Source organism: Halorubellus sp. JP-L1 (assembly GCF_011440375.1).
Lineage (GTDB): Archaea > Halobacteriota > Halobacteria > Halobacteriales > Natrialbaceae > Halorubellus.
Map to the genome: position 1 here is coordinate 19,563 of NZ_JAAOIR010000004.1, position 25,330 is coordinate 44,892.

Sequence of the window (25,330 nt, forward strand, 5' to 3'; positions counted from 1 at the left end):
TCGCCTCCCCTGTCACCAGCCGATACCCACCTAGGGCGGACTCCGTCGTCCCCCTCCGTGGTCGCGTCATCGGTGGTTCGACGAGCGGTGCTCGTCAGGGCTTCGACGAGACGTATCCGCCAGCCCCGGTGAGGACGACGCCGAGCATCGCGGCACCGAACCGGAGGAGTGCGGGCTCCGCGGTGAGGTCGGGCTGGGTCGTCCGCGTCTCCATGACGTCGTAGCGCGCGATCTGCGCTCGCACTTCCTCGACGGACATGTTCCGGCCGACGGTCTCCTCGCCCACCGCGGCCTCCTCGCTCCGGTTCACGAGGTGCTGGGCGGACTCCACGCGCTCGTCCGCCGGCGGGAGCGACGCATTCGGGGGCCGTTCGACGACGACGTACGCGAGACCGCGGTACGCCGTGGCGTTGTCTAGGTCGCCGAGTTCGCCCGCCGTCGGGTACCGGAAGTCGGACGCGCCCTCGTCGGCCGCGACGGCGTACGTTCCACCGTTCTGGAGCGTCTCGACGTAGAGCGCCTTGCCGCGCTCGGAGAGCGATTCGTACTCGACGACGCGATACCCCTCCGCTTCGAGCTGGGTCTCGTTCTGGAACTCGGTGCGGTGGGTGTCGTGCTCCAGGACGGGTTGGAGCGGCGCGAACGCTGGCGCGACGAGCAAGAGTAATCCGACGGCGATCAGGACGTGCGAGCGAGTCGGTCGAGCGATCATGGCGAACACGTGGAGTGGTGCGTTGCGAGTGCGGTCATAGGAGGTCTGCGCGGGAGAAGCGTTGGTAGCCGAGCGCGAGCGGTACGACGATCCATGCGGCGAGGACGACGAGTGCGACCTCGTCTGCGAGGTACCACGGGAGGGCGCCGGTCGCGTCCGCGGTCCGCCGGAACACCGACGCCTGCTGTTCGGGTGGCAGGAGGAGGTTCGTCGCCTTCCGGTAGGCGACGTACGGGCTCGTGAACGTGATGGCGTTGTAGAGGTCGAGGTTCGGCTCGAACCCCAGCATCCGCGTGTGGAACCAGCGGACGATGGCTGTGATGCGGACGCCGGGGACGACGTAGAGGAGCACGAGCAGGAAGTAGCTCCCGATGGCGGCCGTGACGGCGCGACTCCGCGTGGCGACGGCCGCCGAGACCGAGATTGCGATGCTCACGAACGCTCCCGCGTACGCGAGCGAGAGCGCGAGCAGGCCGAGGACGAGCCCGGCGAGTACGACGCCGTGCTTCGCGGCCGCGACCGTGGTCGCCGCCAGGAACGCGAAGCAGAGGCCCGCAGCGACGACGAGGAACCGGCTCGCGAGCTTCCCGAGGAAGACGTCCCGGCGCGTGTTCGGGAACGCGAGCAGGAACTTCACGCCCCCGCTCTCGCGCTCGCCGGCGATCGCCATGTACGTCGCGACGAGCGCGACGATCGGCAGGAGGAAGGCGAGCACCATCCCGAGGACGGAAAAGAGCGCCCGGACCGTCTCCGCGGGCGAGAGCTGGTAGCCACTGAAGCCGTACGCGATGCCGGCGAACAGGAGCGCGAGCACGGTCGCGAGCGCCCAGAGCCCCCGGGAGCGACTGGTGGCCGTGAGGTCATTCGTCGCGACGTCCCCGAGGGTCATCGGGACACCTCCGCCTGGGTCGTCGCGGGGTCGTCACCGGCGTCGCTCTCTTCGGAGGCCTCGCTCTCGCCGTCGCGACCACCGTCCGTGAGTTCGCTGAACAGCGACTGGAGCGAGGCGCCCTCCGAGCGGATGTCGTCGACGCTCGTTCGGCCCGCGAGGTGCGTCACGACCTCCGCCTTCGCGCCGGGGTGCGCGCACGCCACGTCCACCGTGGTGCCCTCGACCGCGACGTCGACGACGCCGTCGACGCGTTCGAGCGCGTTCTCGTCGGGGCGGTCGCCGCACTCGAGCGTGATGTTCGCGTGCCCGCCGAGGCCCTCCTGGAGTCCCTCGATGGTATCGACCGCGACGAGCCGGCCGTCGTTCATCACGCCCACGCGGTCGCACACCGACTGGACCTCCGAGAGGATGTGGCTCGAAAAGAAGACGGTCGTCCCGTTCGCGGCGCGCTCGCGGACGACGTCCCGCATCTGCTGCATACCGTTCGGGTCGAGTCCCGTCGACGGTTCGTCGAGCACGAGGAGGTCCGGGTCGTCGACGAGCGCCATCGCGAACGCGAGGCGCTGCTGCATGCCCTTCGAGTAGTCGGTCGCGTACCGGTCGGCGTCCTCGGCGAGGCCGACGAGGTCGAGCAACTCGTCGGGGTCGTCGCTCGCGTCCTTCGTTCCGATCGCCCACTCGAGGTACTCGCGACCCAGCAGGGGGTCGTCGAACCCGTAGCCCTCCGGGAGGACGCCGACGCGCTCGCGGACTGCGAGCGGGTCGGCCTGGACGTCCGTCCCGAACACCTCGACGCGGCCCTCGGTGGGGCGGACGAAGTCGAGCATCATGTTTATCGTCGTGGACTTCCCGGCGCCGTTCGGCCCGAGGAACCCGAACACCTCCCCCTCGGCGACGGTGAGGTCGATGCCGTCGACGGCGACCGCGTCCGCACCGAAGCGCTTCCGTAACCCCTCAATCTCGATTGCAGCCATTCACGAACACCGAACCGTCCCCCGGGTACAAGTGTCTTCCAGAAGGTACGACGCGGCTTTCACCCAACGGGTCTCAGTCGGCGCTCTCGCCGGGCGGGGCATCGTCGGTCGCGTCGCCGTCGTCGGTCGCGTTGCCGTCGTTGGTCGCGTCGTCTCCGTCAGTCGCTTCGACCGCGGGGTCGTGCTCGCGGAACCACTCGGTGACGGTCTCCAGGCGGTGCGTCGCGGTCTCGGGCGGCCCGTACGCGTGCGGGAGTTCGGGGTAGACGACGAGTTTCGCGTCGACGCCCTGTTTCTTGACGGCGACGTACATCTGCTCGGCCTGCGTCGGCGGACAGCGCCAGTCGTTCTCGCCCGCGGTCAACAGCAGTGGGTCCTCGATCCGGTCGACCTTCGTGACGCTCGAGAGCGAGTAGTACGACTCGGGGTCGTCCCATGGCTGGCCGAACTCGTCGTCCCACCAGACGTGGCAGTCGTCGGTCCCGTAGCTCGAGTAGAAGTCGTAGATGCCGTGCTCGGCGGCGCCGGCGGTCGCGACGTCGGTGTACGCGAGCACGAACGCGGTGTTGATCCCGCCCTGGCTGAACCCGGTGACGAACACGCGCTCGGGGTCGACCCACCCGCGGTCGACGAGGTGCTCGACGCCCGCTTCGACGTCCCGTGCCTCGCGCGGTCCCCAGTCGCCGCTGATGGCTTCGGCGAACTCGTGCCCGAAGCTCGTGCTCCCGCGGTAGTTGACGTTCAGGACGACGTACCCCTTCGAGGCCCAGTAGTGGTAGCGGAACTGGTACCAGGGCTGGTCGTAGACGGTCGGGCCGCCGTGGATGTCGACGACGACCGGGTAGTCGTGCGCGTCGACGTCCGCGTCGCCGGCGCGGTACGCGAACCCGTTCACGTCGACGCCGTCGTCGCTCTCGAAGGAGAGGCGCTCGCACGCGAGGTCGACCTGTTCGCGGATGGCAGCGCTCGCGTCGGTCAGTCGCGTCAGCGGCCCGCCCGTGCTCGGGTCGGCGGCGGCGCGGTCGCTCGCGACGGGTGCGGCGTCGTTCGAGGCGTCGGTCGCGTCGTCGCTCGCATCGTCGCTCGTATCGTCGAGCGCGTCGAGGTCGAGCGCGTGCACGTTCCGTTCGTCGGCGCGCGTCAGTACGAACGCCGCGGCGGAGCCGTCCGCGGCGACGTCCGCGTTCGCGAACAACGCGCTCGTCATGTCGTCGTCCGCGGCGGGGAACACGCGCTCGCGGTCGCCGGTGACGGCGTCGACGCGGTGCAGGACCGTCTGGCCGTGGTCGCCCGTCGGCACCAAGAGCGCGTCGTCGCCCGTCCAGAACGCGCCCCACTCGGGGAGTTCGAGGTCGCCGGAGAGCACGGTCGGCGTCGCGGCCGGATCGTCGGCGCCGACGACGAGATCGGCGGTCTCGTAGTTGTTCTCCGGGTCGCCGACGGCGTACGCGAGGTGCTCGCCGTCGGGATGCCACGCCGCGATGCTTCCCGTCATCGTCCCGTCCGTGAGCACGCGGTGATCGGTGCCGTCGGGCGCGATCGTGTGGACGTCCATCGCCCACGTGTCGTCCGCGTCCTCGCGCTGGTAGGACGCGAACGCGATCCGGTCGCCCGACCCCCAGTGGGGGTCCATCCCGTCGCCGCCGAGGGCGCTCCGGGCGCCGCTCGCGTACGCCTCGTCGAGCCGTTCGCTCTCCCGCGAGTCCGCGTCGACGACGAACAGGTACGTTCGCGCGTCGTTCGTCCACCCGAATCCGTTCGCCTTGTGCTGCGTGCGCTCGACCTCGATCGGGCCGCCGTCCTCGCGCTCCTCCAGGTACTCGGCCTGCTCCTCCGTCGGGTCGAGCGCCGCGATCACGACGCGCTCTCCCTCCGGCCCCCAGTCGAACGCGGTCACGCCGTGCTCGCGCGTCGTCACCTGCCGCGCGTCCCCGCCCCACGCCAGATCGAAGACGAACACCTGTCGTTCTTCCTCGCCGAACGACGGCTCCTCGTCTTCGTCGTCCTCGTCGCTGTCTGCGTCGTCGCTACTCGTCTCGTCGTCGCTGTCGGTGTCATCGCCGTCGTCCTCGTCGTCGTCGTCGGACTTCGCGTTCGCCGCGCGGAGTTCCGGGTCGGCGTCGCGCGTCGCCAGGAACGCCAGTCGCTCGCCGTCGGGCCCCCAGGACGGACTGCCGGCGTCGGACGCGCGCGTCAACCGATGCGGGTCGCGGTGGCCGTCCGCGGGCGCGACGAACAGCGACGTCAGCGACTCCTCGGCGGCGCCGTCGTACTCGGTCATCGTGAACGCGACGCGGTCGCCGGACGGCGACACCGCCACGTCCCCGACCGTCTCCTGATCGTAGTACGTCGCCGTGGCGAGTCCCTCGTCGTCGCCGCGGCCTGCTGGCTCTGTCATGCACCACGCAGTGCCCGCCGACGGCAAGAACGTTCTGGACGACGGGGGGCTGCCGGCGCGCAGTACGTGACCGGCGCGTGCGGTGCTACGTCGCGAGCGCGACGAGGTAGCCGTCGTCGGTGCCGAGGTACGCGCGGCCGTCGTCGCCGGCGACGAACTGGGTGACGTCCGCGGCGTGCTCGAACGTCCAGGTTCGCGTGCCGTCGAGGCCGTACCGGACGAGCGTCGCGCCGCGGTCGTCGCGGAGGTTCGCGGTCAGGCCGCCGGCGTGCGCGACGACGCGAGTCGCGCGAGCGTCGAGTCGCGTCCGCCACTGGCGTTCGCCGGTCGCGGCGTCGAACGCGACGAGACCGCCCCCCTCGCCCGCGTACACGACGAGATCGTCGACGATGACGGGGCCGTCCGCGACGTCCGACCCGAGTGCCCCTCGCCAGCGCTCGGTGCCCGTCGCGGCGTCGAGTGCGACGTGGAAGCCGCCGAACTCGGCGACGTGCACGAGCCCGTTCGCCTCGACGGCGTCGACGGGGACGAACGTCGAGTCCTCGGGCGTGGCCGTGTACCGCCAGCGCTCGCTCCCGTCGGTCGCGTCGTGCGCGACCACGTGCGTCGGCCCGTCGCCGACGTCGTCCTCGACGTAGATGGCGTCCCCGTACACCCTCGGGTCGTCGTAGCCGGCGAGGATCCCGCCAGGTGCCTCCCAGACCGTCTCGCCCGACGCGACGTCGACGCAGCGCGTCAGTCGGTCGGCGAACGAGAGGTACGCCCTGCCGTCGACGACTGCCCCGCCGAACGCGTCGCCGGACTCGACCGACCAGCGCTCGCGGCCGTCGGCGTCGTGCGCGAACAGCGTCTCGCCGCCGACGTTCAGGCCATCGTCGTGCGTGCCGGCGAGCACGCCGCCCTCGGCGGTCGTCCCGACGAGCGACAGCTCCTTGCGATCCCCCGCGGAGCGCCACGCGCGCTCGCCGCCCGAGAGCTTCTCGACCCGGAAGTCCGTGCCCTCGGGCCACGTCGGCCAGCCGACCGCCGCGTACGCGCCGCCAGCGGCCGGCATGAGGTCGACGACGTCCGCGGTCGCCGCGTACCGCCAGGGCTCCGCGCCGTCGTCCGTGCTCGCAGCGACGACGTCCCGCGCGGCCTGGTCGTCCGACGCGTCCCGCGGCCGCTCGCCGCGTTCGAACGAACCGGCGGCGGCGTAGAGGACGTCCGCGTCCGGGTCGAGCACCGGCGTCGTCGCGACCGGCGCACCGACGTCGAGCGTCCACGCCACCGCGTCGCCCGACGGCGGCGTCCGGTCGTCGCGATCGGTCGTCTCCCCGTCGTCCGTCCCCGACCCGCGGTCGTCCGTCGTCCGCGACCCGGGCGGCGTCGTCGCCGGCCGGGTCGACGGTTCGCCGTCGGTTCCCGTCGAGGTGGTCGCGGGTCCGGTCGTGCAGCCGGCGAGCACGAGGCTCGCCGTCGCGAGGAACGATCGTCTGGAGGGCATGCCGGCAACCTGCACGCCGACCGGAATAAGTCTTATACGCCCACGAGCGGGAAGTCCGCTGGACTCGTACCGGGCTCGCGGCGACCGCTCCGACGATGAGTGCGAGCGCCGCTGCCACGCCCTCTGGAGCGTCTTGGCGGTACCGGCCGGTCCCGTCGCCGACGTACGCGTGCACGCTCTGGGTGCCCCGCCACGTACACCACGGTGTCCGCAGTTCTCTCCCCGGTCGCGGTCGTCGCCACGCCACCGTTCCCCGCCGCGTCGTTTTCGCAGGCGCAGTCAGGGACCGGCGTCTGTGCGTCGGGACCGCCAGTAGCTGTCCTCGACCCAGAGAGTTGCCCAGCCCCTAGAGCCCGAAGCGGCCAGTAACGCCGGGTTCCTCCCCGGTACGCGCTTCATTGTAACTACCCGTGCCGACGAACCGTCCAGCATGCGAACCATCGTCGTTGCGGTCGTCGTGGTCGTCGCGGTCGTCGTCGCCTCCACCGGCGGCGTCTCCCAGGTCGACGAATCGTCTGAGGGGACCGTGCTCGGGAACCCACGCCTCAGCGTCGTCGCACAGAACAACTCCCTGGAGTGGGGGCAGGTGCGAGAACTCCGGATCACGGTCGCGAACGCCGGCGTACTCGTTCGTGGTGGCCCCGAACGGTTCGAGGACCGCGTCACGACGGCCCGGAACGTCCGGCTCTCCATCGCCACGGACCGCCTGCCGCCCGAACTCGACGGGCGACTGCATGCCGAGGCCGAGACCGCGCTCCTCGGCGCCGTGCCTGGTTCGTCGGCGAGAACGGTCTCCTTCTCGATCGCGGTCCCACAGAGCGTCCCGCCCGGGACGTACGAGCTCCCCGTCCGGATCGCCTACGACTACACGTCGTTCGTCAGATACGGGCCGGACGAGCCGGTGTACAACGACGCCGACAGGGAGGTCATAGAGCGCGTCACGGTCGTCGTCGAGGACCGCCCGCGCCTCGCCCTCTCGTCGGTGCAGACGACGGACGTCTCGCCCGGCGAGACCGGACAGTTCACGTTCACCGTCACGAACGAAGGAACGACCGTCGCGCAGGGCGTCGGCCTGACGCTCAGAACGCAGGGTTCGGCCGTCGGGTTCGGGCGGTCGAGCGCCGCGCAGTCGACGACGGGCGTGTTCCTCGGCGACCTCGAACCGGGCGAGTCCCAGACCGTCACGGTGACGGCGAGCGCCGCGTCCGCGACGAACCCCGGTCGCTACCTCGTCGAGATGACCGCGAGATACACCGAGCGCGGCGGGTTCCAGCGCGTCCAGCGCGACTTGCGAGCCGGGATTCGCGTGACGGTCGACAACCGGACCGTGGCGGGATCGGCGGTGTCGCGCAGACCGCTGTGGGCCGCCTGAGCGCGCCGAGCCCGTGGCGAGGTCAGTCCGGTGCGACGCGACTGGCGCCGAATCCCAGTATGCATCCGCTTGCCGATGCGGGCGTCGACGCCGGAGCGGAGAAGCGTAAAAACCGCTCGTTACTGGGTCTATGAACCAACTTTGAATGAACGAAGTGGCGGCGCGCGGCGTCCACATCGGTCGGCGATTCCGTTTCACTGGGGCGGGTGAAAACCCTCGATTTACTGTCGCCTCCCGTCTGCCTATCGGTCGCCAACCTTCACAAACCGGTGATATCCCGTGTTTTCGGTCAACCACACACGCCCCTATGGGGGTAAGCGACCGGGCACTGACGGATTGTCTTGGACTTCTAATTTCCCGAGTTCAGGGCTCTACAGGCAATCTGGCCTTATGAATTGTCGTCTGGACATAACAATGGATGCTCGAAACAAACCACCTGCTACGCAGACGGAGGTGAGACGTAACTACGAAAAACACCCGATAGAACACCGTTGAAACGACATGACAGAAAATGTCCAGAAATTAACATGGGCGAAACAACTCGAAAATGACAACTAATACCACTCTATCGTTGCGGAAAATCGGCGTAATCACGATGGTGATTCTCATGGTCGCCGCGCCCGCAGTCGCGGGCATCGCGTTCGGTTTGAACGTCCAGCGTGGCGGGGACGCCGGACAGTTCAACCCGGGCGTCGGCGGCCCGGACGACGTACAGATATCGACAGAAAAACCGGTCGTCTTCCAGGGCGAAGAGGACATCAACTTCCTCGGTGAGGACGGCACGCCCATCGACGCGGCGCAGCTGACCGGCGTCTCCGGTGATGCCGAAGGCATCCCGCTCGAGGAACCGATACCGCAGGACCAGGAACGCGGCCAGTACACTCTCACCGGATCCGGTGACGCCGCCGGCGTCGTCGTCCAGACGCCGCGGGTCACCGAACTCGAAGTCATGAACGAGCGCGGCGTGGACGTCGAAGGATCCACGGTCCAGGAGGACGAGACGCTCCTCGTACGCGCCGAATGGAACTTCCAGCAGGCCGAGGACCTCGAACTCGTCATCCGCGACTCGAGAGGCGACGAGATCACTGGCGAAGTACTCGCCGACTCCGGTGCGCTCTCCGAGCAACAAGTGAGCGCACTGACCGGCCCGTACGCCCAGAACACCGATCTGGTGACGAACCCCGGCCAGCGCGGCACTGGCACCGGTATCGTCTACCTCCAGGGACTTGGCCAGCTCGAGGACAGCAACTTCAACGTCAGTCCGACCAACGCCACGGAGGGTAACGCCACGGAGGGTAACGCCACGGAGGCCATCGTCACCTCGCTCGACGCGACCTACTGGGCGCTCGACGTCAGCGGCGTCGACGTCAGCGAACTCTCCATCACCGTCGAGGGTTGGGACAACCTCGACTTCGGCCCGGCTAGCCAGTCGTCGAGCCTCAGCGTCCAGACCGAGGACGACGTGAACCTCGACCTCCAGGACGAAGCCGTCACTCGTGGCGAGAACGTCCGGTACGAGGTCCGCGGATCCACCGCTGGCGCGACCCACTACGTCGTCATCGAGGACAGCGAGTTCCGCAACGAGCAGGTCACCGCTGACGTGTTCCGAGACGTCCAGGACGTCGTCGACAAGGGCACGTTCGACACGAACAACGACAGCGAAGCCGACTTCGCGTGGGCACAGATCGAGATCGACGAGGACACCGGCATCGGCGTCGGACAGATCGACACGTCGTTCCTCGACGACGCCTCGGTCAGCATCGACCTCTTCCAGGCCGATCGCTCGCTCGAAGACATCGCAGCGAACCTCGGGAACACCGAGGACGACCAGACGCTCGACGTCGACCAGGGCGACCTGACGTTCGACAACCCGCCTGGCATCTACGTCGCCGGTAGCGACGTCGACGTGAGCGGCACCGCCGCACTCGGCGTGGACGACGTCGTCCTCTACGCTCGCGACCAGGGCGACTGGGAGCTCCTCGACATCAACGAGGACGGCACGCTCGACGCGGGAGACACCCTCAGCGTCGACTCGACCGGCGAGTGGGATCGCGACGACGTCGTGCTCTCGGAGGCCAGCGACATCTTCTCGATCCCCGGCCGGTATCGTATCGGCGTGGTCGAGGCGCAGGACGTGATCTCGAACGGCGAGATCCAGACGACGCTCTCGACCTCGGACTTCTCCAGCGCGACGAGCTCGCAGACGTCGCTCGTCGTGCAGGAGCCCGGACTCGACGAAGCGCGGACGTTCCAGGCGATCAACGCACAGATCGCGACTGAGGACGGGACCGTCGACGTGATCGGTACTGCACCGGGTCTCGACTCGGTGATCGCCGTGATGATCGACTCGCGCGGTCGCGTCGCGACCGAGCGCATCACGGTCGACGAGGACGACACGTTCGACGAGGACGACATCCCGCTGACCACGATGGACGGACGGGAGCTCAACGAGGGCGAGATCCGCGCGTTCGTCATCGGTCTCGGCCGCGACGGCGTCGCCGGTGACGGCGTGCTGCCCGGCCAGCCTGACGCGGAACTCTCCTCGCTCGAGAACTACGTCCAAGGCTTCGGGACCGGACTGACGCAGGAACAGGTCGTCGCGCGCATCAACGACGAAACCACGAACGAGGTCGCGAGCGACGACCTCTCCATCGAGGAGACCTTCCGGTACACGGACGGCGCGACGTCGATCGAGTCGGTCGGACCCGCCGGTAACGTCGAGCAGGGCGAGGTCCAGGACGTCTCCGTCGGCGACCAGATGGTGGTCGCCGGTCTGACGAACCGCAAGCCGGACGACAACTCCATCTCCGTCGAGGTCATCGATGGCCCGAGTGCGAACGAGTTCGAGACGAACTCGACCGACGAGTGGGGTCTGGACGGCCGCTGGACCGCCTCGCTCGCCACTGACGGCGTGGAGCCCGGCACCTACACGGTCGAGGTCGACGACGGCGACAACACCGACACTGTCCAGGTCGAGATCCTTCCCGCCGACGACGGCGGGAACGAGACGCCGACGGATGACAACGAGACTACCACCGAAGCGGAAGAAACCACCACTGAAGCAGAAGAGACCACGACCGAACTGAACGAGACGACGACCGAAGCGAACGCGTCCGCGATGGCGACCGGCGAGACGCCCGCACGGAGCGGGATGTCGGCGTTCGTCGTCCTCGGACTCGCCCCCGCGATGCTGGTCTTCGCGCTCGTTCGGCGTCGCCAGAGTCGCTGAACTACCGGAGCTAAGGCTTCCGGCTTTCGCGGTTCTTTCTTCGCCGCCGTCGATCCGACACGCCGGCGACCGCATCGGACGCAACGGTGAACGCGCCAGCGGTCCGTGACGTACTCACGAACCGGGCGACGGCAGGTCGTCGTCGACGACCTCGTACACGCGAGTGCGACTCGACCCGCTGGCGACGAGGAGGTCGTACTGCTGCATCTTCGAGAGGTACGACCGGATCGTCCGCTCGGTCTTCGGGTCGTCGACGCGCTCGCAGTACGCGTCGTAGATGCCGCCCGGACTCACCGGCCCGCGCTCGCGGACGACCTCGAACACTGCGACCTGGTCGGGCGTAAGGTTCTCGACGTCCGCCTGCCGGATCTCGGTTTCGGCGGTCGGGACGGCGTCCTCGAGGACGGCGTCCGTTATCTCGTCCTCGTCCTCGCGCTCCGCGGCGCGCGCCGCACTCCGGAGGATGCCGATGGCGAGGCGCGCGTCTCCCGCGGCCGCGTCCGCGATGCGCTCCAGTTGCGCGCGGTCGACGACGCCGCGCTCCAGGCCGTTGTCGACGCGGGACTGGAGGATGGCGACGAGCTGGTCCGCGCCGTACGTGTCCATCCGGACGTGCTCGCTCGACTGGAGGCGACTCCGCAAACGGTTCCCTTCGTGCGCGTACAGGTCGCGTTCGCGGTTCGCGACCACGACGACCGCGTACTGCGGGAGGCCGTGGAGGTCGTAGATGACGTCCGGCGCCTCCAGCTGGTCGGCCTCGTCGAGCACCACGACCGCCTGCTGGTCGGCGCGCTCGATGCGGTCGATGAGCTCGTCCGTCGGCGTCGACTGTCGGTGGACGTCGACGGTCCGTCCGACCGCTTCCAGCACGCGATAGAGCGCCCGATAGCGCGTGTAGTTCCGCCAGCAGTTCACGTACACCGTCTCGACGTCCAGCGTCGCCTCGCGGAGCTTCCCGGCGACGAACCGCGTCAGGCACGTCTTCCCCGCGCCAGACGGCCCGGTGACGACGGCCGTGTCCGCGGTCTGCCCGCGCGTCACGGGGTCGAGCACCGAGGAGAGGTGGTTCACCTCGCCGTCGCGATGCACGACCTCGCTCGGCACGAAGTCGGTCCGCAGCACGCGCGCGTCCCGGATCACGGCCGGGGCTTCGGCGTGCCGTCACGTAATTCTTCCCACCGACAGCGGCCGTCGTCTGCACGGCCGTCGTTTGCACGGCCGTCGTCCGTCCCGCTGTCCTCACCGTTTCGGCCCGGGGCGTTACGACGACCGCGTCGCCACGGTGGCTGTCGACCGTGACGATTCCACCGCGTCATCGGCGGACGCGCTGGTGTGGGCCGCATCGACGACGACGCGATACCGGGGGAGAGCGGGGTCGTACTCGCGGAGCGTCCCGCGGTAGCGTTCGACCGCCCGCGCCGCTCGCCGCGCGGTCTCGCGGGACGCGAACCGCAATCCGCGAGCGGGCACCGGTTCCTCCATCCGCCGGGCACCCACGACGCGGTACGCTCCGTTCGCGTCCGCGAGCGACTCGATGGTCGCCCGCGCGTCGGCGAGGGGGGTCGTCGAGGTCGCGTCGGCGAGGGGGGTCGTCGAGGTCGCGTCGGCGGCCGTCGACTCGTGGACCGATGGTCCGTCGGTCGAGGGTCGGGCGTGCTCGCTCATAGCTTGCTCTGGAGCTGGCGCGTGACGAGTTCGTCGTCGAGCAGTTCGTCGGGCCCGGTGAGGTGAACGAGCGGGGCGTTCTCGACGCGGAGCCACTCGTCGCGGCGGTCGCCGGTGAGGGTGACGGTCTGTCTGGCGCGCGGGACGCCGTTCGTCCGGCGTTCGCGAGTGGACTCGCGGACGGTCGCCACCTCTATCGGGTTCGAGTCGGTTTCGCCGACGACGAGGTCGTACTCGGGGAGTGCGGGGTCGTGCTCGCGGAGCGCGCGGCGATAGCGGGCGGCGGCGTCTCGCGCTCGCTCGGCGGCCTCGTAGTCGTCGAAGGCGAAGCCGGTGACGGGGTCGGGGCGGACGCCCGTCTCCTTCCCGACGACGACGAACTCGCCGGCGGGCGTGGCGAGGTCCTCGACGAGTACGCGGGCGTCGGTCAGGGCGTCTCCGGGGTCGGCGACTGGGTCTGACGCGGCCATGGGGTTTAGGCTCACCTAAACACAGTAGAGTCTTTCGGAATTTAGGCGGGCCTAAATGACGCTGCCGATGACAGTGGGTGGCTGAAGCGCCAGGACTGGGACGACGAAGATCGCGTCGACGTCTACGGCGAGGGAAGACGAGCGTCCAGTGCGTCGACTACAAGCGTCGGGCGTTCCTGCCGCTGGCGGACCGCTTCGACCGACCCCTCTGACCTCAAACGGACGACGCGATACCGGCCAGCGTCGGATGCTGGCCGGTTCTGGTCGCGGTTACCCCGGAGGCTTTTTGCTATTCGGCCCTTTTTGTCCGATATATCTGATGAGCGGGCGCGAGTGTTACCGTGGTGATGTCGACGAGGCGTGGTGTCACGAGGCTGTCCAGGGCGTGTCGCGGACGTTCGCCCTGACAGTCGACGTACTCGAGGAACCGATGTCGACGCACATCTGTCTCGGGTACCTCCTGTGTCGCGTTGCGGACACCGTGGAGGACGCAGGACACCTCCCGCCAGGTGAACAGGCGACGCTCCTCCGAACGTACCGGGACGCGGTGGACCCCGACGCGACCACCACCATCGAGTCGTTCCGCGAGGACGTCGACGAGTACGTGCCCGCCGCCGACGGTCGGAGCGACGACTGGGAGGTCGTCGCGGAGTCGCCGACGGTGCTCGCGACGTTCGAGGCGCTCCCCGACGACGTCCGTCGCGCGGTCGTCGGGCCGGTCGTCGAGATGGTCGACGGGATGGCGTCGTTCGTCGAACGACACAGTCACACGGGCGGGTTGCGGATCGACGACGCGGCAGAGCTCGAGGAGTACTGTCACTACGCGGCCGGGACGGTCGGCGAGCTCGTGACGAATCTCCTGACGCGGACGGACGTCGACCAGGAGCAGGCCCGCCGCATGCAGGGGACCGCCGAGGAGTTCGGCCAGTTGCTCCAGTTGACGAACGTCTCGAAGGACGTCTACGACGACTACGTCGAGGAGAACAACGTCTACCTGCCCGACGAGTGGCTGCAGGCGGAGGGCGTCCCGCAAGAGGAGGTCGTCGACCCCGAGCATCGCGGCGCGGCGGCACGGGTCGTCGAGCGCACCGCGAATCACGCGCGCGGGTTCCTCGACGACGCGCAGACGTACCTCGAGTCGATGCCGCTCGTACACGGGAACACGCTGGAGGCGTGGAGCGTCCCGTTCCTGCTCGCGGTCGGCACGCTCCGCGAACTCGGCGCGCGCCCCGAGGACGCACTCACCGAGCGCGGCGTGAAGATCTCTCGCGAGGAGGTGTTTGCGGTCACGCACGCCGCGTCGACGACGGGCCGCGAGGCGCTCGCGGACCTCCGCGAGACGATCGCGCACGAGCCCTACGAGGGCGTCGAATCCAGCGTGGACTGACCCGCTCGCAGGCGTCTCTGTCGTAGTCCGCTCGGTCGTAGTCCGCTCGGTCCTTAGCGGCTCTGCCGCTGCGCCCCGTCGCTCGTCGTTCTCTCGTTCGCCGTCGTCCGAACAGTCGGTGGGTCGCCTCGTCCCCGTCCGAATTCGGCAGGACCCACACGCTTATCATCTAGTGGTATTACCTAGTGGTTGATGCCCGGAACCCAGTTACAGCGAGCCCGCGACGGCGAGATCACCGACGAGATGGAGCGCGTCGCCGAACGAGAGCAGGTCGACCCGCGCTTCGTCCGCGAGCAGGTCGCCGACGGCCAGGCCGTCATCCCCACCAACCACCACCACGAGTCGCTCGACCCGATGATCATCGGGCGCGAGTTCGCGACGAAGGTGAACGCGAACATCGGGAACTCCGAGACCACGAGCGACCGCGCGGGCGAACTCGAGAAACTGCACGCCGCCGTCCACTACGGTGCCGACACCGTCATGGACCTCTCCACGGGCGACGACCTCGACGCGATCCGCGAGACGAACGTCGCGCACTCGCCGGTCCCCGTCGGGACCGTCCCCATCTACGAGGCGCTCACGCACGTCGACGGGCCAGCAGACCTCACGCACGAACGCCTGCTGGACGTGATCGAGAAGCAAGCCGAGCAGGGCGTCGACTACATGACGATCCACGCCGGCGTCCGCATGGAACACCTCCCGCTCACGGACGACCGGAAGACGGGCATCGTCTCCAGGGGCGGCTCGATCCTCGCACAGTGGATGGAGGAGAACGCGATGGAGAACCCACTGTACGCGCAGTTCGAGGAGATATGCGAGATCTTCGCCGAGCACGATGTCACGTTCTCGCTCGGCGACGGCCTCCGCCCCGGGTGTCTCGCGGACGCGAGCGACGACGCGCAGTTCGCGGAACTGGAGACCCTCGGCGAACTCACGCGGACCGCGTGGGACAACGGCGTCCAGGTGATGGTCGAAGGCCCCGGGCACGTCCCGATGGACGAGATTGCATCGAACGTCGACCGCCAGCAGGACGTCTGCGACGGCGCTCCGTTCTACGTCCTCGGGCCGCTCGTCACGGACGTCGCGCCCGGGTACGACCACATCACGAGCGCGATCGGCGCGACCGAGGCGGCGCGTCACGGCGCCGCGATGCTGTGCTACGTCACGCCGAAGGAGCACCTCGGGCTGCCCGACGCGGAGGACGTCCGGGATGGCCTCGCTGCGTACCGGATCGCCGCGCACGCCGCGGACGTGGCGAACGACAGACCGGGCGCGCGCGACTGGGACGACGCGCTCTCGGAGGCACGCTACGACTTCGACTGGCGTCGCCAGTTCGACCTCGCGCTCGACGCGGACCGCGCTCGCGACTACCACGACCAGACGCTCCCCGGCGACAACTACAAGGACGCTCGATTCTGCTCGATGTGCGGCGTCGAGTTCTGCTCGATGCGCATCGACCAGGACGCCCGGGACGTGGCCGACGGCACGATGACGGACGACCGCGACCACACCGACCTTGACGCGACCGACGCCGCCGCGGTCAACCGGCCGCCGGTCGGCACGCACGACGCCAGTCGCGTCCCGGACCTCCCCGACGACGTCGACGCTCACGGCGACGAGGTCCGTGGCGACGCGGACGCGCACGGCGACGACTGACCGCTCTCAGGCGCTCTCGGAGGTCGCGGTCGCGACGCGAGCACGTTCCCGGAAGTTTCCGGAAACGACACGCCTCGCGTTAACTGATACGCGGTCGTCCCTCCGCGTATGCCAGCGCCGATGCACTCGAACGCGACGGATCGATCCGACCGCCCAGACCGCCCCGAGCGCGGCGCCGACCGGAACCGGCGCGCGCTCGCCACCGACGACCACGCGCCCGATCCCGTGCTGCCGTCGCTCGACGACGGCGTCACGCTCTTGAACGTCGACGGTCGCGGCGTCCCCGTCCTCCAGTCGCTCGCGCTCGACCACCTCCTCACCGAACCCGGGCCAGCGTACTGGGTCGACACCGCCGGGTGCGCGCGCACCACGACGCTCGCTCGCGTCGCGCCGTCCTGGCGGCTCCTCGAACGCATCCAGGTGGCTCGCGGCTTCACGCCCCACCAGCATCACGCCGCCGTCGCGGACGTCCCGGACGCGATCGCCGAAACCACCGCCGCCGCAGCAGGCAGCGCCGCCGACGGCGCGGACGCTACTGACGGCGCGGACGCCACGGCGAGCGACGCACGCGACCCCGCGCTCCTCGTCGCACCCGTCGTCGACGGCCGCTACCGCGACGCCGACGACCTCCCGCACGAGCACGCGACGCAGCTCCTCGCGCGAACGCTCGCCAGGCTCCGCCGGTACGCCGACGCCTACGACGCCCCCGTCCTCCTCACGCGCACCGGCGGCGGTGGTGCCAGCGACGGGACCGACGACGCGGACGCGTTCGCCAGCGTGGTCGACCGCGCCGCCGACCACCACCTCCGCTGCGAGCGCACGCCGCAGGGCCCGCGGTTCGTCGGCGACGACGACGTCGAGACGCTCGTCTACCCCCAGCCCGACGGAACGCTCCAGACCACGCTCGCCTACTGGCGCACCGTCCTCGACCGGCGGGCGAGCGCCGCCGGCGTCGACGTCGACGGCCCGACGCCGACCGCGAACGCGGGCGGGAGCGGGACCGCACCGCGCGGGTCGTCCTCGCTCGGGTCGGCCACCGCGTCGCCCGACCGGTTCGGCGACGCCGACGGCGTCCTCGCCAGCGGCGGACGCGGCCACGGCGCGGCACACGAACGCGCGCTCTCCCCGTGGCGAGGCACTCGCTGAACGCGCCCGGTCGAAGGACATCTCGGGGACGGACCGGCGACTCGCTCGACGCCCGATCCGAAATCCACCGTCGAAACCATCGCCACGCAGTGCTGTGACTTTAACACGAAGCCGACGCAAGTCGTGGCATGGGCGGCGTCACGCTCCGCGACGGCGAACTCGTGGTCGAGCGACCGCCGAACGAACTCGACGAACTCGCCATCGCGTTCTCGCGGACTCTCTCCCGACTCGGAATCCGACACGCGTTCGTCGCCGGCTACCTCGCGATCCTCACCGGCCGTGCTCGCGCGACCGACGACATCGACGTGTTCGTCGAGCCGCTCTCGGCGGACGAGGTCGACGAACTCGTCGCGGTACTCGAGTCAGAGGGATACTGGGGGCCGGCGATGCCGCTCGACGAGATGCACGGGAACCTCGACGCCGGGACGAACATCTGGGTCGCCCCCGAGGGCCAGATGACGCCGCACCTGGAGGTGAAGTTCCCCGTCGACGAGTTCGACCGCGCGTCGCTCGACCACGCGATCACCGCGCACGTCGGGGACGCGACGATCCCGGTCGGCCCCCTCGAACTCCAGATCGCGTACAAGCTCCACCTCGGCGCGCAGAAGGACTTCGAGGACGCCGCGCACCTCTACGTGCTGTTCCGGGAAAGCCTTAGGACGACGCACCTCGAAACGTGGGTCGAGAAGCTCGGGGTGACCGACGAGTATGAGCGACTCCAGTCGATCTGACGCGCTCGACGCTAAGCACCGCGCGAACCGAGCGGCGCGACTGGAGGGCGTCAAGCGCTGGGTCGCGTACATCCGAGAGCAGCCGGCGGCGGTCTGGGGCGAGGAGCAGAACCGCGTCGTGAACGCGCAACTGGAGAGCGCGCGAGCGACGGACGTCTCGCCGGAGCACGAGCGGCGCGTGACCGCATTCGGCGAGGCGATGACCGCGGACGCGGACGACGGGGACGCCGACGACGGGGACGCAGCCGATGTGGACGCCGACGACGTGGCGGAGTGACGCGGTGTCGGCCGTCGCCACCGAATCTCCCTGCTATCTCTACCACTCCAGTAGCGAGCGACGCACGTCAGGGGGACGACCGAGTTCACGACGAATTCCGGAAACCGCAAACCGAACGATACGAGGCAGCTACCGGCTCGTCTCGCCACATCGAGCGTTCCCGGAAATTTCCGGAAATCACACGCCCTCGGTTACGTGCGTGGTGGCCGTTCACTCGCGTATGCAGGACTCGTCTCGACTCGGTGATTGGACGTGCTCGACCGCGAACCGTACGCATCGAGGGATGCGCTCGCCGCGAGGAGGTGGTGCGTGATGGGGCGGACGAACCCGACGTACCGCGACGCGCTGTCGGCGACCGAGAGTCGCTGGCAGCCCTACCGGCGGGCGCTCCGGCGCGTCGACCGGGAGCGATTCGATCGATTGTTCGCGTACGCTCGCGAGCACGCGGACGCGGCCGGGACGCGGAACCACCGGAATCCGCTGGTCGCGGCGCTCGTGGGGATCGCGCTCGAGCAGGAGCGCCGGCACGACGACGCCGAGAGCGAGCGCGAGGGGCTGGCGGACGAGCTCGCGGCGGTCGCGGACCGACTGGACCGCATCGACGGCCACCGCGACCGGTCGGATGACCGATTGGACCGCATCGACGGCCGGCTCGACCGGTTCGAGGACCGGCTGGACGAACTGGAGGCGACGGTGGACGCGGCCGCGCTTGACTACCACCTCGCGGAGTCGACGTTCGACGCGCACCTCGGGGACGCAGCCCTCGGAGACGAGTTACCGCCGGGACCGGCGACGTTCGACCGCGACCGCGAGCGGCCACCCGGTGACGCGGACGACGTGGACGCGGACGCGGACGACGGCGAGGGGGTGGAGTAGTCGTGGCGTTCGTCGTGGACTTCCTCGACGACGGCCGCGTGCGGTCGTGGACGCTCGACGCCGACGGCGGGGCGACGGCGACGACGCGCGCGTACGCGCCGCGGTTCTACGTGGGCGTCCGCGGGCGTCGCGACGGCCAGGGACGACTGCGCGAGGGTGCGGACGACCGCGGGACGTTCCTCGACTTGCGCGCGCACTACGAGGCGCACCCGGACGTGCTCGGGACGACGTTCGTCCACAAGCGCACGTACTTCGGGCGGCCGCCCGAGCGCGTGCTGGCGGTGGACGCGACGCACGTCGACCGCGTCCGGTCGCTCGCCCGGCAGTCCCACGAGGTCGCGCCGACCGGCGACTTCGCGTGCTTCGACGTCGACCTGTCGCCGGGGTTCCGGTACCACCTGGACGCGCTCGGCGACGCGGGCGGGCGCGTCGCCGGCGGAATCTCCGACTCCAGCGACGCCACCGACGCTCCGGCGCCGGCGGACCCGACGCCCGCCCGCGACCCGGTGACGCTCGAGATATCGGTCCCCGAGGGAGAGCGCGGGAACGACGCGCACGAGGCGCTCGTCGTCGACAGCGTCGCGTCGACGACGCGACGAGCAGACGGAACCGCGAGCGGCGGTTCCGTCGGCGGCGAGCGCGTCGCGGGCGACCCGGCCGCGGTCGCGTCGGCGGTCGAGTCCCGCGTCGCCGCGGCGGACCCGGACGTGCTCGTGCTCGACACCGCGACGCTCGTCCCACGGCTCGCGGCCGCGAGCGAGCGCCCGGCGAGCGAGTACGCGCTCGGCCGTCGCCCGGGCTACCGCGAGCTCGCGGGCGAGTCGACGTACACGAGCTACGGCCGGGTCGGGCACTCGCCAGCGAGGTACGCGATCCCCGGACGGGCGATCGTGGACCGCGCGAACACGTTCTTCCTGAACGAGACGAGCATGGCGGGCGTCCTCGACCTCGTCGGGCGCTCGCACAAGCCCCTCCAGGAGGCGGCGTGGGCGAGCATCGGGAACGTCCTCACCGCGATCCAGATCCGGGAGGCGCGCTCGCGGGACGTGCTCGTGCCGTGGCACGCGTGGCGTCACGAGTCGTTCGGGTCGCTGCGGACGCTTCACGACGCTGACCGCGGCGGCCTCACGCTCTCCCCCGCGGTCGGCCGGCACCGGGACGTGCACGAGTTGGACTTCGCGAGCCTCTACCCGAACGTCATCTGCACGCGGAACGTCTCCCCGGACACCGTCCGGTGCGCGTGCCACCGCGAGCGCGAGGACGTCCCCGGGCTCGGGTACGCGATCTGCGACGACGACGGCTACCTGCCGGACGTCCTCCGGCCGCTCGTCGACGACCGCCGCGACGTCAAGGCAGCCATCGCCGCCGAGCGCGCGAGCGACGACCCGGACCGCGAACGCATCGCGGAACTCGAGGGTCGGTCGAGTGCCATCAAGTGGATCCTCGTCTCCTGCTTCGGCTACCAGGGGTTCTCGAACGCGAAGTTCGGCCGCATCGAGTGCCACGAGGCCATCAACGCCTATGCCAGGGAGATCCTCCTGTCCGCGAAGGAGCGCCTCGAGGCGGGCGGATGGCGCGTCCTCCACGGCATCGTCGACAGCCTCTGGGTGACGCCCGCACCGGACGTCCCCGACGACGACCGCGAGCCGCTGGACGCGCTCGCGAGCGAGATTACGGACGCCGCCGGCATCCGCCTGGAGCACGAGGCCGCGTACGACTGGGTGGCGTTCTGTCCGCTCGCCCACGAGGACGGCACCTCGACCGCGGACGCGTCGACGTCGGCCGTCAGCGGCGCGCTCACGAAGTACGTCGCGAAGCGCGCGGACGCGCCCGACGAGGTCCCGGCGGACGACGACTGCACCGCAGACGAGGCGGCGCCTGGAGGCGCCGCCGATGCGACCACCTTCGGCGAGGCGTTCAAACTTCGCGGGATCGCCGCGCGCCGCCGGAACACGCCCGCGTTCGTCGCGGCCGTCCAGCGCGACTGCCTGCGCGTTCTCGACGCCACCGACGACCCCGACGCCGTCTGCGAGCGCGCTCGCGAAGCCGTCGACCGTCTCCGCCGCGGCGACGTCGACCCGGACCGCCTCGTCGCGCGCCGCCGCACCAGCCAGCCAGCCGACGCCTACGACCGCTACACGGACGCGACCGCCGCGCTCGACCGCGCCCGCGACCGCGGCGTCCCCGCAGGTCCCGGCCGCGACGTCCGGTACGTCGTCGTCGACGGCGACAGGGACACTCGCGAGCGCGTCCGCCTCGCCAGCGAACCCGTCGACCGGTACGACGCCGACCACTACGCCACCCAGGTCGTGCGCGCCGTTGCCGACGTCCTCGGGCCGCTCGACTGGAGCAGAGACGACGTCCGCGACGCCATCCACGGCCACGAGAACGCGAGCATCCGGGGGTTCTCGGCGAAGTGACCTCGAAACGAACAGTCGGGTGGCTCCAGCGAGTCACTATCCGACGCGAGGAACCGGTCGGCGAGACGGTTCGTGAAGCGGTCGAGCACCTGTTTCCGGACGCGACTCGACGGCGGCGACGAACGCACGCCCTGGTCGGTTCGGGTCCGCCCGTTTCCAGTGGCGTCGCAATCCGAGCGATTATTCGAGTTCGGCTCGAAGTCGACCGCAACGTGTTATTCGACTCGACGTCGCTCGGCGAGCTGACATTGGACAATCGCGTTGGCCTGGCGCCGATGACGCGGGTGAGTGCGACGGACGACGGGCGAGCAACCGACAGGATGGCCCAGTACTACGCGAAGTTCGCCACGGGTGGGTTCTCGTTCCTCGTGACCGAAGGCGTCTACACCGACGACGCCTACAGCAAGGGCTACCTGAACCAGCCCGGGCTCGTCACGGACGGCCACGTCGACGGGTGGACGCAGGTCACCGACGCCGTACACGACGAGGGTGGGGCGATCTTCGCGCAATTGATGCACAGCGGCGCCCAGAACCAGGGGATTCCACGGGACGCCGACCGGGAGACCATCGCGCCGTCCGCGGTCCAGCCCGAGGGCGAGAAGAACCCCGCCTACGGTGGCGACGGCCCGTATCCCGAGCCGAAGGAAGCCACCAGGGACGACCTCGACACTGCGCGCGAGGGGTTCGTCACGGCGGCGACGAACGCCGCCGACGCCGGGTTCGATGGCGTCGAACTGCACGCCGCGAACGGCTACCTCCTCAACGAGTTCCTCTCGACGAAGATGAACCGGCGTGACGACGAGTACGGCGGTGCGCCGGACGCTCGCGTGCGGTATCCGGCCGAAGTCATCGAGGCAGTCGCCGATGCGACCCCAGACGACTTCGTCGTTGGCGTCCGGGTCTCGCAGTCGATGGTGACCGACTACGGCTACGAGTGGCCCGAGGGCGAAGCGGCAGCGGCCGTGTTCTTCGAGACGCTCTCGAGTGCTGGGGCGGATTACGTCCACACGACCGAACGCTACGCCACGGAACCGACGTTCGGGGACGACGGCCCGTCGCTGGCGGAAGCCGCCGTCGAGTACGTCACCGACGACACGGTCGTCATCGCCAACGGCAACCTGGGCACGCCCGAGGCAGCACGCCAAGTCCTCGAGGACGGAGCAGACCTCCTGACGCTCGGGACGAGCGCACTCGCGAACCCGGACTGGCCAACGCGAGTCGCAGCCGGCGAAGAACTCGCAGAACTCGACCGGACCGCGATGCTGGAACCGGAGGCAACGATCGGCGACGACGAACTCTCGGTCCACGAATCCCCCGTCGACGACTGAGTCCCCGACGAAGCGTGTCCGGTGCCGACGACGAGGCAGACGAGTTCAGTGTTCCACCCTCGCTACTCGGACTATTGGTGGCGGTGTCTCGGATGGTCGAGAGTGTGTTGGGTCCGTTTCGAAGTCGCGGTCTCGTTCTCGGTCGCGGTCTCGTTCTCGTCCGTGGTCCCGTTCTCACCGATTGCCGCGCCGTCGCTGGCGTTCCGGTCGACGGTGAGTGCGGCGATGAGCGGGGCGGCGTCCTGGACGCCCTGCGGTTCGAGGAACCCGAAGGCGACCGCGGTGTACGCGGTGCCGCCGTCGAGCGAGACGTTCCGCTGGAGGACGAGTTCGCCGAGGCCCGCGGCGTCGGCGGGCGCGACGGTCAGCGTGTAGTTCCCAGCGGGGACGGTCGTGTAGTTGCTCGCGGTCCGGAACGTGACGTTCTCGCCGACGGTCTCGTTCGCCGGCTCGAGGGTGACGGTGACGGCGGGCCCGTCGGAGATCGCGTGCAGGAACCGGACGGAGGCGTTCTCCTCGTCGGGTGCGTCGGCGTCGTCCTCGAGGAGCGCCGGCGCGTACGTGGTGGTGTTGTTCTCGGCGACGCTCGCGGTCCCGAGGACGGTGTACGTCGTGTTCTCGTCGAGCGCGACGTCCTCGTCGTAGACGACTTCGTCGGTCTCGTTGATGCGGACCTCGACGGTCGCGTTCCCCGGGTCGACGGCCCGGTACTCGGTGACGCCGACGAAGGAGACGTTCGTCGCGACGGGTTCGCCGTCGACGACGACGTCGATCGGCGGGAGGAGCGACGAGACGTGGAGGACGCGCACGGCAGTCCCGTTGTCGGTGTGGTTCGGTGCGGCGTTCGCCACGCCGGCGGTGGGGTTCGCGTTCGCGACGTCGTCGCCGGCGTGGACGTCGGTCGCGGACGAGGGGGCGTCTGTCTGCTGTACGGTCGCGCTCGCCGCGAAGCCGCCGGCGCCGAGGACGACGACGGCGGCGAGTGCGAGTGCGAGGACGGTTCGGTGCGGGTCGCTTGTCATGCGAGTGTTGCTGATACGTGCCGGGAGAAAAGGCCGGTAGACCGTCCATCGAGTAGCGTCCGCGTTCGAACATTTCGCGGACGCGTGACGAACGATACGGTCGCGTTACGCGACCCCTCGACGCGAGGAGTCGGGAGTGCGTCGTCGCGCCGACGGAGGCCGGAACGAGCCGGTACGACTCGCTTACGTCGAGTCGAGCAGCGCGGCGACATCGAACCGAGCAGCGCGTCGTCGTCGACGAAACCCGAGCGGGAGTCCTCGGGCGTCCCGGCGACACCGGCAGAAGACACTTGACGGAGACGGTCGCGTACTCGCGTATGCCCTCCAGACGCGCGGTACTCCGAGCGACCGGTGCGGTCACTGCGGCGAGCGCGGCCATGGCGAGCGCGGGCTGTCTGTCCGGCCCACTCGGTTCGACCCCCGTCGAGCCGACCACGACGACGGCAGCGAGCGACACGACGGAACCGTCGGGGCCGGTGCGCGGCGAGGCCGACGAGATCGCGGTCGAGGAAACGATCGCGGCGGAGAAGTACGAGTACGTCGCGAGCAACGACACGGTGCGGTACCCGGCGGCGAAGTCCGGGGGCGAGGTCGTCGAGTACGGCCACCAGCCGTTCGAGGAGTGGACCGAGGTCGAGGGTGCGAGCGTCGCTGCGCGCGACGTCCTCTCGAGACTGGAGCGCGCATTGTCCTCGTCCGACGGCGTCGGGGCCGGGATCCGTCGATTCGACGGCGGCGAGTTCGGCGTCTCCGTCGACGTGGAGACCGTCCTCGACAGGGACGGCGAGGTCGTCTCCGAGCCGGCAGTCGAGTTCCCGGCCGTCGTCGACGCGACCCCTCGGGGTGCGCGAGCGACCGTGCACTTCGCGGGCCGGACGGGCACCCACGAGTACCCCGTCTACGTGTCGGCCGTGACGCTCCGGTACGACTGACCGGGCGACGGAATCGATCGTCGCAGCCGTTCGCGTTCGCGGCCGACGACGCTACCAATCCTCGGTCGCCGAATTCGCGACTCCAGCGACGCGTCGCAACGCGTCAGCGCGCCATGAACGGACAGTAAAACCCGCGAATACCGTTCTCGGGCCGTGACGTATTTGTCCCTCGCTTTCCAACGAGGCGTTGGTGGGTTGGGTGGTGGACGCGACCGCCAGGGCGGCGGTGGACCTTTCGAATCGGTGGATGCAGGACGGCACTTTGGCCATGAACTTCCGAAGCGTGGCGGGAGGGATTCGACGAACGCGGACGGGCGGCGGTCCACTGCCGAAGCGGATTCTGACTGCGCTCCGCCT

Annotated in this window: 19 protein-coding genes and 1 pseudogene; 11 read left to right on the forward strand and 9 right to left on the reverse strand. The window is 69.8% G+C overall.

Annotated features, from left to right (window positions below):
* Nucleotides 1–94: 94 nt before the first annotated feature.
* The 5 genes from G9C85_RS15555 to G9C85_RS15575 all read right to left on the reverse strand — a co-directional run bounded on the left by G9C85_RS15555 (nt 95) and on the right by G9C85_RS15575 (nt 6,462).
* On the reverse strand, nt 95–712 hold the full coding sequence (locus G9C85_RS15555; protein ID WP_166041704.1) for a hypothetical protein: 618 nt from the start codon (nt 710–712) through the stop codon (nt 95–97).
* Between the two features lie 34 nt (nt 713–746).
* Nucleotides 747–1,601, reverse strand: a complete 855-nt coding sequence (locus G9C85_RS15560) for an ABC transporter permease subunit (RefSeq protein ID WP_166041705.1) — start codon at nt 1,599–1,601, stop codon at nt 747–749.
* Nucleotides 1,598–2,578, reverse strand: a complete 981-nt coding sequence (locus G9C85_RS15565) for an ABC transporter ATP-binding protein (RefSeq protein ID WP_166041707.1) — start codon at nt 2,576–2,578, stop codon at nt 1,598–1,600. The genes G9C85_RS15560 and G9C85_RS15565 overlap by 4 nt, the downstream gene beginning before the upstream one ends.
* A gap of 73 nt (nt 2,579–2,651) precedes the next feature.
* A complete protein-coding gene (locus G9C85_RS15570) occupies nt 2,652–4,976 on the reverse strand; it encodes a S9 family peptidase (RefSeq protein ID WP_166041708.1) in 2,325 nt (774 codons plus the stop codon).
* Nucleotides 4,977–5,061: 85 nt separating this feature from the next.
* Nucleotides 5,062–6,462: a PQQ-binding-like beta-propeller repeat protein gene (locus G9C85_RS15575; protein ID WP_166042182.1), complete on the reverse strand. Its 1,401-nt coding sequence runs from the start codon at nt 6,460–6,462 to the stop codon at nt 5,062–5,064.
* A 430-nt stretch (nt 6,463–6,892) separates the two neighbouring features.
* Between G9C85_RS15575 and G9C85_RS15580 the strand changes: the two genes are divergently transcribed.
* Nucleotides 6,893–7,834, forward strand: coding sequence for a COG1361 S-layer family protein (locus G9C85_RS15580; protein ID WP_166041710.1), 942 nt, complete (start codon nt 6,893–6,895; stop codon nt 7,832–7,834).
* A gap of 595 nt (nt 7,835–8,429) precedes the next feature.
* The gene (csg, locus tag G9C85_RS15585) at nt 8,430–11,063 is read left to right on the forward strand and encodes an HVO_2072 family ArtA-dependent S-layer glycoprotein (protein ID WP_166041712.1); all 2,634 of its coding nucleotides are present in this window, start codon (nt 8,430–8,432) and stop codon (nt 11,061–11,063) included.
* Between the two features lie 114 nt (nt 11,064–11,177).
* Here the strand turns inward: csg and G9C85_RS15590 are convergent, their stop codons facing one another.
* The 3 genes from G9C85_RS15590 to G9C85_RS15600 form a co-directional block, all read right to left on the reverse strand.
* Nucleotides 11,178–12,203 carry a Cdc6/Cdc18 family protein gene (locus tag G9C85_RS15590; RefSeq protein ID WP_166041713.1) on the reverse strand — a complete coding sequence of 342 codons (1,026 nt, stop codon included), beginning with the start codon at nt 12,201–12,203 and terminating at the stop codon, nt 11,178–11,180.
* Nucleotides 12,204–12,323: 120 nt separating this feature from the next.
* Nucleotides 12,324–12,728, reverse strand: coding sequence for a hypothetical protein (locus G9C85_RS15595; protein WP_166041715.1), 405 nt, complete (start codon nt 12,726–12,728; stop codon nt 12,324–12,326).
* Nucleotides 12,725–13,198: a hypothetical protein gene (locus tag G9C85_RS15600; RefSeq protein ID WP_166041717.1), complete on the reverse strand. Its 474-nt coding sequence runs from the start codon at nt 13,196–13,198 to the stop codon at nt 12,725–12,727. Before G9C85_RS15600 ends, G9C85_RS15595 begins: the two co-directional genes overlap by 4 nt.
* A gap of 319 nt (nt 13,199–13,517) precedes the next feature.
* On the opposite strand from G9C85_RS15600, the gene G9C85_RS15605 reads away from it, so the two are divergent.
* The 8 genes and pseudogenes from G9C85_RS15605 (at nt 13,518) to G9C85_RS15640 (ending at nt 23,019) form a co-directional block, all read left to right on the forward strand.
* Complete coding sequence (locus G9C85_RS15605; RefSeq protein ID WP_166041718.1) at nt 13,518–14,585, forward strand: phytoene/squalene synthase family protein; 1,068 nt, start codon at nt 13,518–13,520, stop codon at nt 14,583–14,585.
* Nucleotides 14,586–14,777: 192 nt separating this feature from the next.
* Nucleotides 14,778–16,241 carry a phosphomethylpyrimidine synthase ThiC gene (gene thiC, locus G9C85_RS15610; RefSeq protein WP_166041720.1) on the forward strand — a complete coding sequence of 488 codons (1,464 nt, stop codon included), beginning with the start codon at nt 14,778–14,780 and terminating at the stop codon, nt 16,239–16,241.
* A gap of 108 nt (nt 16,242–16,349) precedes the next feature.
* A complete protein-coding gene (locus G9C85_RS15615) occupies nt 16,350–17,387 on the forward strand; it encodes a hypothetical protein (protein ID WP_166041722.1) in 1,038 nt (345 codons plus the stop codon).
* A gap of 128 nt (nt 17,388–17,515) precedes the next feature.
* Nucleotides 17,516–18,118: a hypothetical protein gene (locus tag G9C85_RS15620; protein WP_166041723.1), complete on the forward strand. Its 603-nt coding sequence runs from the start codon at nt 17,516–17,518 to the stop codon at nt 18,116–18,118.
* Nucleotides 18,096–18,395: a hypothetical protein gene (locus tag G9C85_RS15625; protein ID WP_193570786.1), complete on the forward strand. Its 300-nt coding sequence runs from the start codon at nt 18,096–18,098 to the stop codon at nt 18,393–18,395. The genes G9C85_RS15620 and G9C85_RS15625 overlap by 23 nt, the downstream gene beginning before the upstream one ends.
* Before the next feature lie 312 nt (nt 18,396–18,707).
* Nucleotides 18,708–18,983, forward strand: a pseudogene (locus tag G9C85_RS15630) (hypothetical protein); the annotation flags it as partial.
* A 290-nt stretch (nt 18,984–19,273) separates the two neighbouring features.
* Nucleotides 19,274–21,691 (forward strand): type B DNA-directed DNA polymerase, encoded by a 2,418-nt coding sequence (locus G9C85_RS15635; protein ID WP_166041725.1) that lies wholly within the window; start codon nt 19,274–19,276, stop codon nt 21,689–21,691.
* 275 nt (nt 21,692–21,966) lie between these two features.
* Entirely contained in the window at nt 21,967–23,019 is a 1,053-nt protein-coding gene (locus G9C85_RS15640) for an NADH:flavin oxidoreductase (RefSeq protein WP_240148929.1), read from the forward strand.
* Between the two features lie 71 nt (nt 23,020–23,090).
* On the opposite strand, the gene G9C85_RS15645 is transcribed toward G9C85_RS15640, so the two are convergent.
* Nucleotides 23,091–24,041, reverse strand: coding sequence for a DUF4397 domain-containing protein (locus G9C85_RS15645; protein ID WP_166041726.1), 951 nt, complete (start codon nt 24,039–24,041; stop codon nt 23,091–23,093).
* Between the two features lie 317 nt (nt 24,042–24,358).
* Between G9C85_RS15645 and G9C85_RS15650 the strand changes: the two genes are divergently transcribed.
* Nucleotides 24,359–24,973 (forward strand): hypothetical protein, encoded by a 615-nt coding sequence (locus tag G9C85_RS15650; RefSeq protein WP_166041728.1) that lies wholly within the window; start codon nt 24,359–24,361, stop codon nt 24,971–24,973.
* The last annotated feature ends 357 nt before the right edge of the window (nt 24,974–25,330 follow it).

What these genes read in the sequence shown, in the direction of transcription:
- G9C85_RS15555 (WP_166041704.1), bottom strand. Translation starts at nt 712, where the DNA reads ATGATCGCTCGACCGACTCGCTCGCACGTCCTGATCGCCGTCGGATTA.
- G9C85_RS15560 (WP_166041705.1), bottom strand. Translation starts at nt 1,601, where the DNA reads ATGACCCTCGGGGACGTCGCGACGAATGACCTCACGGCCACCAGTCGC.
- G9C85_RS15565 (WP_166041707.1), bottom strand. Translation starts at nt 2,578, where the DNA reads ATGGCTGCAATCGAGATTGAGGGGTTACGGAAGCGCTTCGGTGCGGAC.
- G9C85_RS15570 (WP_166041708.1), bottom strand. Translation starts at nt 4,976, where the DNA reads ATGACAGAGCCAGCAGGCCGCGGCGACGACGAGGGACTCGCCACGGCG.
- G9C85_RS15575 (WP_166042182.1), bottom strand. Translation starts at nt 6,462, where the DNA reads ATGCCCTCCAGACGATCGTTCCTCGCGACGGCGAGCCTCGTGCTCGCC.
- G9C85_RS15580 (WP_166041710.1), top strand. Translation starts at nt 6,893, where the DNA reads ATGCGAACCATCGTCGTTGCGGTCGTCGTGGTCGTCGCGGTCGTCGTC.
- csg (WP_166041712.1), top strand. Translation starts at nt 8,430, where the DNA reads ATGGTGATTCTCATGGTCGCCGCGCCCGCAGTCGCGGGCATCGCGTTC.
- G9C85_RS15595 (WP_166041715.1), bottom strand. Translation starts at nt 12,728, where the DNA reads ATGAGCGAGCACGCCCGACCCTCGACCGACGGACCATCGGTCCACGAG.
- G9C85_RS15600 (WP_166041717.1), bottom strand. Translation starts at nt 13,198, where the DNA reads ATGGCCGCGTCAGACCCAGTCGCCGACCCCGGAGACGCCCTGACCGAC.
- G9C85_RS15605 (WP_166041718.1), top strand. Translation starts at nt 13,518, where the DNA reads ATGAGCGGGCGCGAGTGTTACCGTGGTGATGTCGACGAGGCGTGGTGT.
- thiC (WP_166041720.1), top strand. Translation starts at nt 14,778, where the DNA reads ATGCCCGGAACCCAGTTACAGCGAGCCCGCGACGGCGAGATCACCGAC.
- G9C85_RS15615 (WP_166041722.1), top strand. Translation starts at nt 16,350, where the DNA reads ATGCCAGCGCCGATGCACTCGAACGCGACGGATCGATCCGACCGCCCA.
- G9C85_RS15620 (WP_166041723.1), top strand. Translation starts at nt 17,516, where the DNA reads ATGGGCGGCGTCACGCTCCGCGACGGCGAACTCGTGGTCGAGCGACCG.
- G9C85_RS15625 (WP_193570786.1), top strand. Translation starts at nt 18,096, where the DNA reads ATGAGCGACTCCAGTCGATCTGACGCGCTCGACGCTAAGCACCGCGCG.
- G9C85_RS15640 (WP_240148929.1), top strand. Translation starts at nt 21,967, where the DNA reads ATGACGCGGGTGAGTGCGACGGACGACGGGCGAGCAACCGACAGGATG.
- G9C85_RS15645 (WP_166041726.1), bottom strand. Translation starts at nt 24,041, where the DNA reads ATGACAAGCGACCCGCACCGAACCGTCCTCGCACTCGCACTCGCCGCC.
- G9C85_RS15650 (WP_166041728.1), top strand. Translation starts at nt 24,359, where the DNA reads ATGCCCTCCAGACGCGCGGTACTCCGAGCGACCGGTGCGGTCACTGCG.